Annotated in this window: 18 protein-coding genes; 5 read left to right on the top strand and 13 right to left on the bottom strand. The window is 41.9% G+C overall.

The features are described 5' to 3' along the window. The first annotated feature begins 515 nt into the window (after nt 1-515). Nucleotides 516-1070: a gamma carbonic anhydrase family protein gene (locus AAC854_RS12265; RefSeq protein ID WP_340617339.1), complete on the top strand. Its 555-nt coding sequence runs from the start codon at nt 516-518 to the stop codon at nt 1068-1070. Here AAC854_RS12265 and AAC854_RS12260 read toward each other — a convergent pair. Genes AAC854_RS12260 through dprA form a run of 5 tightly spaced genes read right to left on the bottom strand, consistent with a single transcriptional unit; the run spans nt 1037 to nt 4397 of the window. Further along, the gene (locus AAC854_RS12260; RefSeq protein WP_340617338.1) at nt 1037-1306 is read right to left on the bottom strand and encodes a DUF1488 family protein; all 270 of its coding nucleotides are present in this window, start codon (nt 1304-1306) and stop codon (nt 1037-1039) included. The two genes, AAC854_RS12265 and AAC854_RS12260, sit on opposite strands and share 34 nt — an antisense overlap. After that, a complete protein-coding gene (aroE, locus tag AAC854_RS12255; protein WP_340617337.1) occupies nt 1303-2121 on the bottom strand; it encodes a shikimate dehydrogenase in 819 nt (272 codons plus the stop codon). Before aroE ends, AAC854_RS12260 begins: the two co-directional genes overlap by 4 nt. Before the next feature lie 6 nt (nt 2122-2127). Next, entirely contained in the window at nt 2128-2697 is a 570-nt protein-coding gene (gene tsaC, locus AAC854_RS12250; RefSeq protein WP_340617336.1) for an L-threonylcarbamoyladenylate synthase type 1 TsaC, read from the bottom strand. Continuing rightward, nucleotides 2690-3250: a DNA topoisomerase family protein gene (locus AAC854_RS12245; protein ID WP_340617335.1), complete on the bottom strand. Its 561-nt coding sequence runs from the start codon at nt 3248-3250 to the stop codon at nt 2690-2692. Before AAC854_RS12245 ends, tsaC begins: the two co-directional genes overlap by 8 nt. 58 nt (nt 3251-3308) lie before the next feature. Then, entirely contained in the window at nt 3309-4397 is a 1089-nt protein-coding gene (gene dprA, locus AAC854_RS12240; RefSeq protein ID WP_340617334.1) for a DNA-protecting protein DprA, read from the bottom strand. A 131-nt stretch (nt 4398-4528) separates the two neighbouring features. Between dprA and def the strand changes: the two genes are divergently transcribed. The 4 genes from def (at nt 4529) to trkA (ending at nt 8859) form a co-directional block, all read left to right on the top strand. Next, complete coding sequence (gene def / locus AAC854_RS12235) at nt 4529-5041, top strand: peptide deformylase (protein ID WP_340617333.1); 513 nt, start codon at nt 4529-4531, stop codon at nt 5039-5041. A 24-nt stretch (nt 5042-5065) separates the two neighbouring features. Further along, nucleotides 5066-6013 carry a methionyl-tRNA formyltransferase gene (fmt, locus tag AAC854_RS12230; RefSeq protein WP_340617332.1) on the top strand — a complete coding sequence of 316 codons (948 nt, stop codon included), beginning with the start codon at nt 5066-5068 and terminating at the stop codon, nt 6011-6013. Nucleotides 6014-6095: 82 nt separating this feature from the next. Beyond that, nucleotides 6096-7388 (top strand): 16S rRNA (cytosine(967)-C(5))-methyltransferase RsmB, encoded by a 1293-nt coding sequence (gene rsmB / locus AAC854_RS12225; RefSeq protein ID WP_340617331.1) that lies wholly within the window; start codon nt 6096-6098, stop codon nt 7386-7388. 94 nt (nt 7389-7482) lie between these two features. Beyond that, complete coding sequence (gene trkA, locus AAC854_RS12220; protein ID WP_047961664.1) at nt 7483-8859, top strand: Trk system potassium transporter TrkA; 1377 nt, start codon at nt 7483-7485, stop codon at nt 8857-8859. 46 nt (nt 8860-8905) lie between these two features. On the opposite strand, the gene AAC854_RS12215 is transcribed toward trkA, so the two are convergent. From AAC854_RS12215 to rpmJ, 8 genes are all read right to left on the bottom strand, one after another. After that, the gene (locus AAC854_RS12215) at nt 8906-9106 is read right to left on the bottom strand and encodes an alternative ribosome-rescue factor A (protein WP_340617330.1); all 201 of its coding nucleotides are present in this window, start codon (nt 9104-9106) and stop codon (nt 8906-8908) included. Nucleotides 9107-9214: 108 nt separating this feature from the next. Then, nucleotides 9215-9628, bottom strand: a complete 414-nt coding sequence (gene zntR, locus AAC854_RS12210) for a Zn(2+)-responsive transcriptional regulator (RefSeq protein ID WP_340617329.1) — start codon at nt 9626-9628, stop codon at nt 9215-9217. Nucleotides 9629-9805: 177 nt separating this feature from the next. Continuing rightward, nucleotides 9806-10198, bottom strand: coding sequence for a 50S ribosomal protein L17 (gene rplQ, locus AAC854_RS12205; RefSeq protein ID WP_047961667.1), 393 nt, complete (start codon nt 10196-10198; stop codon nt 9806-9808). A 40-nt stretch (nt 10199-10238) separates the two neighbouring features. Further along, nucleotides 10239-11228, bottom strand: a complete 990-nt coding sequence (locus AAC854_RS12200) for a DNA-directed RNA polymerase subunit alpha (protein WP_038269634.1) — start codon at nt 11226-11228, stop codon at nt 10239-10241. 25 nt (nt 11229-11253) lie between these two features. Further along, entirely contained in the window at nt 11254-11874 is a 621-nt protein-coding gene (gene rpsD / locus AAC854_RS12195) for a 30S ribosomal protein S4 (RefSeq protein WP_038240467.1), read from the bottom strand. 35 nt (nt 11875-11909) lie between these two features. Continuing rightward, nucleotides 11910-12299 (bottom strand): 30S ribosomal protein S11, encoded by a 390-nt coding sequence (rpsK, locus tag AAC854_RS12190; RefSeq protein ID WP_002919257.1) that lies wholly within the window; start codon nt 12297-12299, stop codon nt 11910-11912. Between the two features lie 15 nt (nt 12300-12314). Beyond that, nucleotides 12315-12671, bottom strand: coding sequence for a 30S ribosomal protein S13 (rpsM, locus tag AAC854_RS12185; RefSeq protein ID WP_038240472.1), 357 nt, complete (start codon nt 12669-12671; stop codon nt 12315-12317). Nucleotides 12672-12819: 148 nt separating this feature from the next. Next, nucleotides 12820-12936, bottom strand: coding sequence for a 50S ribosomal protein L36 (gene rpmJ, locus AAC854_RS12180; RefSeq protein WP_012768118.1), 117 nt, complete (start codon nt 12934-12936; stop codon nt 12820-12822). Nucleotides 12937-12966 lie beyond the last annotated feature (30 nt).

Below are 12966 nucleotides of genomic sequence, written 5' to 3'. Positions count from 1 at the left end.
GTTCAATCTGAGCCATGATCAAACTCTTCAATTAAAGGTTTGATGCTCAAAGAATTAAACTGTTGTTAGTTCGTAATGAATTAACTGTTCAGTCACTCTTCAAGACTTAATCTCTTTTCGCCTTTCGGCGGAGATAGTGTCCTGCGAGTGCCCACACAGATTGTCTGATTAATTTGTTAAAGAGCGTTGGCAACCGGAAGTCTCTTCCGGGTTGCGAGGCTGCGTATCTTACGCTTTTCGCCTCCGGAGTCAAGTGTTTATTTTCACTTTTCTCCCCCTTTCCTCAGCGGCTTGTGTCAGCTCAGCGTCGGTCAGTGGTGGCGCATTATAGGGAGTTTTACGGCGCTGACAATAGTTTTTTTGCATTTTATTTTCAATCGAGTGTTTTTTGCCCTTTATTATATAAAAACCATTCAATTAGCCCAAAATTAAAACAAATTTTTTGATTGCATGGTGATATTTTCCTCAATAATATTTCTATCAATTGTTATTCGTTCTTACTGCTGAGGTCTTTTATGTCCACTGTTTTACGTCAATACTTAAATTTCTATCCTCAAATTGGTCAAAAAGTTCTTTTAGATCCTTCTTCTGTTGTGATTGGAGATGTCAGATTGGCAGATGATGTAAGTATCTGGCCTCTAGTAGTTATCCGTGGAGATGTGAATCATGTCTCCATTGGTTCTCGCACAAATATTCAAGATGGTTCTGTTTTGCACGTAACTCACAAATCTAATGATAACCCTGATGGTTACCCACTAATAATTGGAGCAGATGTCACTGTGGGCCATAAAGCAATGCTGCATGGATGTAAGATAGGAAATCGAGTATTGGTTGGTATGGGATCTATTGTTCTTGATGGTGCCATTATTGAAGATGATGTAATCATCGGAGCTGGTAGCCTAATTCCCCCAGGAAAAAGGCTAGAAAGCGGATATCTCTACGTAGGTAGCCCTGCCAAACAAGTGAGAAAACTCAAACCTGAAGAATTAGAAGGGTTGCTTTATTCTTCTAATAATTACGCCAACTGGAAAGACAATTACTTAGCGGCACAATCTGAAAGCAAAGAATAACGCCCAAACTGATCATCATGCCCACTCAAAATAATCGTTTCAAACTCCTCTTCCAGATCCCAGCGGTGTTGACGAAACAGAACGAGTGGGTGATGAGCTTTACCATAACGCGCAATAATTTCATCGGCACTAATCACACATTCCACCAGCAGACCATCTACCATTGCTGGAAATATCACTTTATTCCCGTCCTCATCCCATTCTTCACGATCAGGAAATTGAATTGATTGATTCATGAGTGTAATTCTCGCCTTAAAGCAGTTAAAACAGGTTCTATTTCAGGAAATACCCCATGCCACAATTCAAAAGCGTGAGCAGCTTGCCCCACCAACATTCCTAAACCATCAGCTAAACGTGAAGCTCCATTTTGATCAGCAAAACTGAGGAAAGGTGTTAACCCATACTGATAATACATGTCATAACAAATGCTATTATTTTGAAAAAGTAACGGTGATATCGCAGGAATTTCTCCATCAAGGCCTGAAGCCGTTGCATTAATGACGATATCAAAGTCTGGAGAAATAAGTGTTTCCATTTCAATAGACTGGATATCACCTAATAGAGAAAATTTATTCGCAATTAGTTGAGCTCGCTCAAAAGTACGATTAGTGATAGTGACGGAACACCCCAATGAGAGCAAAGGAGAGATTATTCCTTTCGCAGCCCCCCCCGCACCAATAATCAAGATCCTTTGTCCCGGAGCAATGAAATTGAGCCGTTGTAGATCCACCAGTAACCCAATCCCATCAGTATTATCACCAAGAAGTTGGTTTCCGCCGACCAATTTTAATGTATTGACGGCACCACTAATCCTTGCCCGCTCAGTCAACTCATCTGAACATTGGTAAGCTCTTTCTTTGAAAGGGACGGTGATATTAGCTCCCAAACCACCCTGTGCAAAAAAATGAGCTAAAGTTTGTTCAAAGCTTTCTATTGGAGCAAATATTTTCCCATATTGATGATCAATACCTGTCTGTTCAGCAAACAATCGATGAATATAAGGGGATTTACTATGTTCAATTGGGTTACCAAAGACCGCGAAGTTATCCATGATTTTTTACCCTTGCCGATATAATTTACCCGTTAAAGCGTCTCTGATTTCCGATGGGTTTTTGCGCCCCCCTACTTCTCCTTCCAAAATCGGGACACGATTCCCAAATTGCCGGCGCACTTCTTCCACACTCCGGCATGGTTCTAACCCGCTTAGATTAGCACTGGTCGACACAAGTGGTTTTTCATAACCAGAACATAATTGCTTAACCAAAGGATGGGTAGTAACTCGAACCGCCAACGTTGAAAACTTACCTGTTAACCATTTTGGTGTTGTTTTTTTTGCTGGTATAACCCATGTAACAGGACCAGGCCAAGAGGAAAATATGGTTTCCTTTTGTATATCGCTCAATTGCTCATCGTCAATATAGGGGCATAGCCGCTCATAATTATCAGCAATAAGAATTAGGCCTTTTTCCCAAGAGCGTTTTTTCAACGCTAAAAGCTCTTGTACTGCGTTCTCACTATCGGGATCACACCCTAATCCAAAAACAGCCTCTGTTGGATAGGCAATAACTTTTTCTTCTTTTAAAGCCGTGATAATTGCATCAAATGCAGGTGAGATTTCGTTACTCATTTTCTTTCTCAATTTCATTGAATTGTTGTTTACTACACAATTTACTGGCACAAAATAATTTTATACCTTGGGAAGTGCGTTTTTCCATTAACAATGGATAGTGGCAAAACATACATTCTCCCGGCACCGGCTTATTGTTAAGCGCAAATTGGCAATCGGGATAACGGCTACAGGAATGAAATGTTTTTCCAAAACGAGATTTACGCTGAAATAACTTTCCTTGTTGGCATTGAGGGCAATTAATTGATGTATCGTCTGGTTTATCAATCAACTCTGTATGCCCACACTCAGGATAATGACTACAACCAATAAACATGCCATAACGCCCTTGCCGTAAGACCAAAGTAAAACCACATGCTGGACAGGTCTGTCCATCCAATTCTTTTACAATGTGCCCATCACCCTGTGATTTCAAAGGACGCAGATAATTGCAGGATGGGTAACCAGAACATACATAAAATAGACCATGTGATCCATTACGGATGACTAACTCAGCACCACACTCAGGGCAGTATTCTGTTTCTTTTATAGCAAAGGGAACTTTCTTAGACATATTTCACTCGCTAAATACCAGCCATCATAACGTTGGAAAAAAATACAAATTAAATAGATTAATTGGTTCGGACATATCCACCAGCAACAACGGCAACTTTTCCCATAAGCTCTAAGTCCAGTAACTTGGTCATGACTTCTGTAATAGGAAGGGAAGAACGCTGAGCGATCACATCAATAGGTGTAACATCGTTACCTACGTTAACCAGCACATCCGCAAATGGCAACTCTGTTTGTGCAAATTGTTCACTATCCTTTTCTTCCGCTTTTCCTTCAAAGCTAATCCATTGAAACGATGAGTTAATATGCTCCATTATATCTATCACACTTGTTACCAGATAAGCCCCTTGCTTAATTAACCAATGGTTACCCTCATTTGAAGGAGCACCTAGCGGGCCGGGTAATGCAAAAATATCCCTCCCTTGTTCAAGAGCACAGCGTGCCGTAATTAGTGATCCACTATTTTTATGAGCCTCCACAATAAGAAGAGCCAAACTCAATCCACTAATAATCCGATTTCGTCTTGGAAAATTTTTAGCTTTGGGCGGCGTATCAGGAAAAAATTCAGAGACCAATGCGCCATTTTCTTTAATGCGATGAGCCAGAGCCTGATGACGAGTGGGGTAAATATTGTCAAGCCCACTACCAAGTACAGCAATAGTTTTTCCACCTGAATCTAATGTTGCCTGATGGCAAATACCATCAATACCAATTGCCAAGCCACTAGTTATGATCAGGTTGTTTCTAGCTAATTCACTAGCAAAGGTTTTGCCCCACTTTTCACCATAGAAAGTTGCTGTTCTGCTGCCAACCATGGAAATTTGTTTTTGGGACAGGAGCGATACATCACCCGTGACAAAAAGTACAAGAGGTGGTGAATGTATCTGTTTTAATAAAGGAGGATATCCAGGGTGAAAGACTGTCAATAAATGGTTATTCGGTTGTTCCAACCAAGTGAAAGCCGATATCAGTGTGGCAGAGTTAGCCTTCATAAATTGCAAACATTGCGTAGGTGACAAACCACATTCTTTAAGAAAAGTGGTGCTGCAATTCTTCGCGTGTAACAGGCGCTCCATAATGAACATAGCCTTTGCTGTTGAAAGATGAGAGACCATTTTCATTCGCAACCACATTTCCATTGCTTCCATATTGTCATCCTGACCTGAGTGAAGGTAACTTCCGCATGATTATTTTATGTCCAATACTGTCAATCTAAACGGGAAATGTCTAGAATAGGCAGCAATTATTACTCACTTTTTGGAAGCAGTTCTAAACACATATGTCAGTTTTACAAGTATTACATTATCCAGACGAACGACTTCGCACAATTGCAAAGTCAGTAGAAAAAGTCGATGCAGAAATCCAACGTATCATTGATGATATGTTTGAAACGATGTATGCAGAAGAAGGTATTGGTTTAGCAGCAACACAAGTCGATATTCATCAAAGAATTATTGTCATAGATGTCTCTGAGGATCGTGAGCAACGCCTTGTCCTTATTAATCCAGAGTTAGTTGATGAGTCTGGTGAAACAGGAATAGAAGAAGGTTGTCTATCAGTTCCAGAACAGCGTGGATTTGTACCACGTTTTGAGAAAGTAAGAATTAAGGCTTTAGATTATAACGGCCAGCCATTTGAATTCAAAGCGGATGGTCTGTTGGCAATTTGTATTCAACATGAAATGGATCACTTAGTCGGTAAACTTTTTGTCGATTATCTCTCCCCATTGAAACGCCAACGCATCCGTCAGAAAGTTGAAAAAATTGACCGTCTGAGAGCCAAAAGCAAATAAATTTTATCATTGCAGGAAATAACAGTGTCTGATTCTTTACGTATTATTTTTGCCGGAACCCCTGATTTCGCGGCCCGCCATTTGACTGCTTTATTAAGCTCTCAACATCAAGTTGTTGGAGTGCTCACTCGACCAGATAAACCGGCAGGAAGAGGTAAGAAACTGACACCAAGTCCTGTAAAGGTATTGGCTGAAGAACATGGCATTCCTGTTTTCCAGCCAACAACCTTACGTGCAGAAGAAAGCCAGCAGTGGGTCATAGAACAGAAAGCCGATATTATGATCGTTGTTGCATATGGGCTGATTCTTCCCCAAACCGTATTAGATATTCCTCGTTTGGGATGTCTGAATGTCCACGGTTCATTGTTACCTAGCTGGCGTGGAGCTGCTCCTATCCAACGCTCAATTTGGGCAGGAAATCAAGAAACTGGCGTGACGATCATGCAAATGGATGCTGGGCTTGATACTGGTGATATGCTGTTGAAAGCCATTTGCCCAATTAAAAATGAAGATACCAGTGCCAGCTTATATGAAAAACTTGCCAATATTGGTCCTGAAGCTTTACTTGATACCTTAAATTTAATCACATCGGGAAAATGCCAGCCTGAAGCTCAAGATAGTTCTCTTGCGACATACGCTGAAAAACTGAGCAAAGATGAAGCAAAAGTAGATTGGAATTTATCAGCAATCCAGCTTGAACGTTGTGTTCGTGCTTTCAACCCTTGGCCGATGAGCTTCTTCTTAATAGATGATCACCCCATTAAGATCTGGCAAGCAGAAGCCATCACAGAACAAACTGATCAAGCTCCTGGAACAATTATCAGCGCAGATAAAAAAGGCATCCAAATTGCGACTGCCGATGGAATACTAAATATCACTCAGTTGCAGCCATCTGGCAAAAAAGCAATGCCCGCGGCCGATCTTTTAAATTCCAAACGTGAATGGTTTACACCAGGCAATAAAATCAACTAATACTAATTTGCCTGTATGCTAAGAGCATACAGGCTTCTTCCTATTTTAGGATGCTGACGACAGCCAGCTTTTTAACCATACCATGAAAAATACATACAACCTGCGAAGCATCGCTGCAAAAGCGATCACCCAAGTACTTGAACAAGGGCAATCTCTCAGCACCGTTATACCTGAAATACAACAAAGAATTTCTGACAAAGACAGGGCTCTGCTACAAGAACTCTGCTTTGGAGTTATGAGGACATTACCTCAACTTGAATGGTTTATTAGCCAATTAATGGCAAAACCATTAAAAGGAAAACAACGTATTTTCCACTACTTAATCATGGTTGGAATTTATCAGCTTATTTATACACGCATTCCTGCACATGCTGCGCTTGCCGAAACCGTCAATGGTGCGATTAACTTAAAACGACCCCAACTAAAAGGGTTAATCAATGGTGTCCTTCGCCAATTTCAGCGTCAACAACAAGAACTAATCGAACGAGTAAATAACCATATCAGCCAATATTTACATCCTAAATGGCTGTTAGAACGTATACAGAAAGCTTATCCACACAATTGGCAAAATATAGTGGATGCCAACAACCAAAAACCCCCAATGTGGCTACGGGTGAACCAACTCCATCATACGGCTAATGAATATCTCGCTCTATTAGAAGAGGAAAATATAGAGGCAAAATTAGATAAGGACCATCCTAACGCTATTCGCTTACTAAGCCCTCGTCCTGTAAATACCTTACCCGGATTTGATAAAGGATGGGTAACGATTCAAGATCGTTCTGCCCAAGGGTGTGCTGAGCTTTTAACTCCATGTAACGAAGAATCTATACTCGACCTTTGTGCAGCTCCCGGAGGAAAAACCACCCATATTCTCGAGATAGCACCAAAATCGAAAGTACTAGCTATCGATATTGATGAGCAGAGAATTAAGCGAGTGAATGAAAATTTACAGAGACTTAATTTACATGCCGTCGTAAAAACAGGTGATGGTCGTCTTCCACATGAGTGGGCTACAGGTGAACAATTTGATCGTATTCTCCTTGATGCACCGTGCTCGGCAACTGGAGTCATTCGTCGGCATCCTGACATAAAATGGCTACGCAGAAATGAAGATATAGAGCAATTAGCCACATTACAATCTGAAATTCTTGATGCTATCTGGCCATTTTTAAAGAAAAAAGGCACTCTGGTTTATGCTACCTGTTCAATTTTACCTCAGGAAAATAGTGAGCAAATTAAAGCATTTTTGGAACGCCATTCAGACGCTGCGTTATCATCAGAAACAGGCACACAGGAAAAACCAGGAACACAAATCATTCCAGAGATAACAGGTGGTGATGGTTTCTTTTATGCTAGGCTAACTAAGCAGTAATACTTCTCTCTCGCTCAATTGGAGCGGGAGAGTTTTGCCATTTTGCTAAAATATCAAGAATAGGAAAACAGCTTCTAATTGAGAAGAGAGTGCTATGAAAATAATTATTCTAGGCGCAGGCCAAGTTGGCGGAACATTAGCCGAAAATTTGGTTGATGAAAACAATGATATTACTGTCGTTGATACCGATACAGATCGTTTACGTCAGTTGCAGGATAAATTTGATCTGAGGGTTGTAAATGGTCATGGTTCTCACCCTAGAGTATTAAGAGAAGCAGGAGCTGAAGATGCTGATATGTTGGTAGCTGTGACAAATTCCGATGAAACCAATATGATTGCATGCCAGATTGCTTACTCTCTATTCAATACCCCCAATAAAGTCGCCAGAATACGATCATCAGAATATATCCGTGAATCAGAAAAATTATTCCAACCTGATCATATTCCAATTGATTATCTGATATCTCCTGAGCAACTGGTCATTGATTACATTTATAAACTGATTCAATATCCTGGCGCATTACAAGTTGTTAATTTCGCGGAAGGCCGAGTCAGTATTGTTGCAGTCAAAGCCTATTATGGAGGCTCGCTAGTAGGAAATGCTTTATCTTCACTTCGGGAGCATATGCCGCATATTGATAGCAAAGTTGCTGCAATATTCCGCCAAGACCGTCCAATTAGGCCACAAGGCTCAACAATTATTGAAGCAGGGGATGAAGTTTTTTTCGTTGCCGCATCACAACATATCAGGGCTGTAATGAGTGAATTACAACGTCTTGAAAAACCATATAAACGCATAATGATCGTTGGTGGAGGCAATGTTGGTGCAGGCTTAGCCTTACGGCTTGAAAAAGATTATAGCGTCAAACTCATTGAGCATAACCAAGAAAGAGCAACAGAGCTTGCAGAATTATTACATGATACCATCGTGTTCTATGGAGATGCTTCTGATCAAGAATTGCTGGCTGAAGAGCATATTGAACAAGTTGATGTTTTTATCGCATTAACAAATGATGATGAAGCCAACATTATGTCAGCAATGCTTGCAAAGCGAATGGGAGCGAAAAAAGCGATGGTTCTCATTCAACGCAGTGCATATGTTGATTTAGTACAAGGTGGGGTCATTGATATTGCTATTTCACCTCAACAAGCAACAGTTTCAGCATTACTTGGTCATGTTCGTAAAGCCGATATTGTGAGTGTATTTTCATTAAGGCGTGGTGTTGCGGAAGCGATCGAAGCCATTGCTCATGGTGATGAGCATACATCAAAAGTTGTTGGGCGTAAGATAGGTGATATTAAACTGCCACCAGGAACAACAATTGGTGCTATTGTCCGCAATGAAGAAGTCATTATTGCTAATGATTACAGTATCATTCAGCAAGGTGACCATGTAATCATGTTTATTACTGATAAAAAATTCGTTCCTGAAGTGGAAAAGCTTTTCCAGCCGAGTCCTTTCTTCCTTTAAAAACATCTTCCTCAGATTTATTAAACGGGTATCATCATTTAATAAGTTAGAAGGCCAATGATAACAACTTGAGAAAATTATTATCATTGGCCTCCCAACCACTATTTTTGCCGTGTTTTGCTTTACGATTATAACTTCCTTTACCTTTTTTGTTTTTTTCTACTCTCTGCCTAAATAAGGGATCATGCAGTAAGGCTTCTATAGCATTATCTTTGATCACACCTTTTTTATGGTGATAAGTTGTCATAATGACCTCTAAGAAAAGTTAATTTAAGAAATGTTTAATTAATTGAAATAATTATTTGATTAAAAAAAATGCAATTGTACTCTTAGCACTCAGAATAATAAAGAGAAATTATTTATTCGTTGCACCCTCTTCCAAAATTTCCAATATAGAACAATATGTACTCACATGTGCACTACCACAACACGCATCACTTAACATTTTCAGAGAATCACGCATTTTTTGCATTTCCAATAATTTTTCTTCAACTTCCTGTAGTCTTGAATCAACGATATGTTTCGATTCCTGACATGTGTGATGCTCAGGATCCACCCGAATAGATAATAATTCTGCAATCGCTTCTAATGTGAAACCCAATTGTTTTGCATAACGGATAAAACGTAATCTCTGTAGATCTTGTTTTGTATAAAGCCTATAACCGCCTTCTGTTCTTTCTCCATGAACCATCAGCCCCTGTTTTTCATAAAAACGGATAGTGTCTGGTGTAACACTTGCTAATTTAGCCAATTGACCAATGCGATACATAAGAGATACTCCCATCAAATAGAAAGTAGGAATAATTTTATCAGAATAGTCTAAGAGATCACCTACACAGAGAGGATTTGCAGGTTATTTGATAAGAAACAAGATAATGACAATTGAAAGAGAATTAACGAGCAATAAAAAACCGGGTATTATCCCGGTTTTTTACGCTCCTACAGATTACTCTGCAGATGCTGTTTCTGTCTGAGACTCAGCTGCGCGGTCAACAAGCTCGATGTATGCCATCGGTGCATTGTCACCAGCACGGAAGCCACACTTCAGAATACGAGTGTAACCACCTGCGCGGCTCGCAAAACGCGGGCCCAGTTCATTAAACAGTTTTGCCACGATCTCGTTGTCACGAGTACGGGCGAATGCCAGACGACGATTAGCTACGTTGTCGGTCTTGGCAAGAGTAATCAGCGGCTCAACGACGCGACGCAGTTCTTTCGCTTTAGGCAGAGTCGTCTTGATGATTTCATGACGAACCAAAGAACCTGCCATGTTACGGAACATAGCTTGGCGATGGCTGCTGTTGCGGTTCAATTGACGACCACTCTTACGATGGCGCATGACCTTATCCTTCTCAGTAAAACCTTAACCTGTGATCTAGTTATTCATCAGCAATACTTGCTGGTGGCCAGTTTTCCAGACGCATGCCCAGAGAAAGTCCACGCGAAGCCAGTACGTCTTTAATCTCAGTAAGAGATTTTTTACCCAGGTTAGGTGTCTTAAGTAACTCAACCTCGGTACGCTGTACCAGATCACCGATGTAGTGGATAGCTTCTGCTTTAAGGCAGTTAGCAGAGCGGACAGTCAATTCCAGATCGTCAACAGGGCGCAGCAGGATCGGATCAAACTCTGGCTTCTCTTCTTTAACTTCTGGTTGACGTACGTCACGTAAGTCAACGAAAGCTTCCAGTTGCTCAGCCAGAATGGTAGCTGCACGGCGAATCGCTTCTTCAGGATCGATTGTACCGTTAGTCTCCATCTCGATAACCAGCTTATCCAAGTCAGTACGCTGTTCTACACGAGCTGCTTCAACATTGTAGGCGATACGCTCTACTGGGCTATAGCAAGCATCTACTAACAAACGACCGATAGGGCGCTCATCTTCTTCCGAATGAATTCGGGCAGAAGCCGGCACATAACCACGACCGCGCTGAACTTTAATACGCATACTAATGGAAGCGCTTTCGTCAGTCAGATGGCAGATTACGTGCTGCGGCTTGACGATTTCGACATCACCATCATGGATGATGTCGGCTGCAGTCACAGGGCCAATGCCAGATTTATTCAAGGTAAGGATAACTTCATCTTTACCCTGAACTTTCACCGCCAGCCCTTTCAGATTGAGGAGAATCTCCAGGATATCTTCCTGTACACCTTCTTTGGTGCTGTACTCATGCAGTACACCATCAATCTCAACCTCAGTCACCGCACAACCCGGCATAGACGAAAGCAGAATACGGCGCAGTGCGTTGCCAAGAGTATGGCCAAAGCCACGCTCTAATGGCTCAAGGGTCACCTTGGCGTGCGTCGAACTGACTTGCTCGATATCTACCAGGCGCGGTTTTAGAAACTCTGTCACAGAACCCTGCATTGTGTCCTCTCTTTGGTGCTAAGCTTTACTTAGAGTAAAGCTCGACGATCAGGTGTTCGTTAATGTCAGCGGATAGATCAGTACGTTCAGGAATACGTTTGAACACACCTTCCATCTTCGCAGCATCAACTTCCAACCAAGTTGGTTTCTCACGCTGCTCAGCCAGCTCTAAGGCTGCTTTAATGCGAGCCTGCTTCTTCGCTTTTTCACGAACGCTGACTACGTCATTCGGGGATACCTGATAAGAAGCGATGTTAACAACGTGACCATTTACCATGATAGCCTTGTGGCTTACCATCTGACGTGATTCAGCACGAGTCGCGCCAAAGCCCATACGATAAACTACGTTATCCAAGCGACTTTCCAGCAAATTCAGCAGGTTTTCACCTGTGTTGCCTTTCAGACGGGTAGCTTCTTTATAGTAGTTACGGAATTGACGCTCCAAGACACCGTAAATACGACGAACTTTTTGCTTTTCACGTAACTGTACACCATAGTCAGACAGACGCGGTTTACGTGCGCCGTGCTGGCCTGGTGCCTGTTCTAATTTACACTTGGTGTCAATCGCGCGAACGCCAGACTTCAGGAAAAGGTCTGTACCCTCGCGACGGCTCAGCTTGAGCTTAGGACCCAAATATCTTGCCATTTTCTTTCTCCAACAATCCTAAAAACGAAGACGCATTAAACGCGACGTTTTTTCGGTGGACGACAACCGTTATGAGGGATCGGAGTCACATCAGTAATATTAGTGATGCGGAAACCAGCCGCGTTTAATGCGCGGATAGTTGACTCACGGCCAGGACCAGGTCCTTTAACCATAACTTCCAGATTCTTAATTCCGTATTCTTTTACTGCTTCGGCACAGCGCTCTGCTGCAACCTGGGCCGCAAACGGAGTAGATTTACGAGAACCACGGAAACCGGAACCACCAGCAGTTGCCCAACCCAATGCGTTACCCTGACGATCAGTAATAGTAACGATGGTGTTGTTGAAAGAAGCATGGATATGAGCCACACCGTCAGAGACTTGTTTTCTTACACGCTTACGTGCACGAATAGGTGCTTTTGCCATTATTCAATACCCCGATTATTTCTTGATCGGTTTACGCGGACCCTTACGGGTACGTGCATTGGTCTTAGTACGCTGACCGCGAACTGGCAGACCACGACGATGACGCAAACCACGATAGCAACCAAGATCCATCAGACGTTTGATACTCAGGGTTACTTCACGACGCAAATCACCTTCTACAACGTATTTAGCAACTTCGTCACGCAGCTTGTCAATTTGCTCTTCAGACAGCTCACTGATCTTAACATTTTCAGCAATGCCCGCTGCTGCACAGATTGCTTGTGAGCGGGTTTTACCGATGCCGTAAATCGAGGTTAACGCGATTACGGTATGTTTCTGATCAGGAATGTTAATGCCTGCTATACGGGCCACTATGCACTCCTACAATATTTATTCACTGCAACATCATTCTGAAAAGCCCGTTTTCAGGATACTCAAACAATGTTGCTGTCAGATAAAAAAGATTGGCTGGCTAATTTAGCCAGCTCAACCCAACTTTGCAAGAAAAATATGCGATTAATTAGCCTTGGCGCTGTTTGTGCTTAGGCTCTGCACTGCAAATCACACGAACGATACCGTTACGTTTAACGATTTTGCAGTTGCGGCATAATTTCTTGACGGAAGCACGAACTTTCATTTTTACTCTCCGTAACTTCTCAAGCAAACC

The sequence above is a fragment of the Xenorhabdus entomophaga genome, assembly GCF_037996725.1.
Classification (GTDB): domain Bacteria; phylum Pseudomonadota; class Gammaproteobacteria; order Enterobacterales; family Enterobacteriaceae; genus Xenorhabdus; species Xenorhabdus khoisanae.
This window is presented reverse-complemented; position numbering and strand designations above follow the sequence as displayed.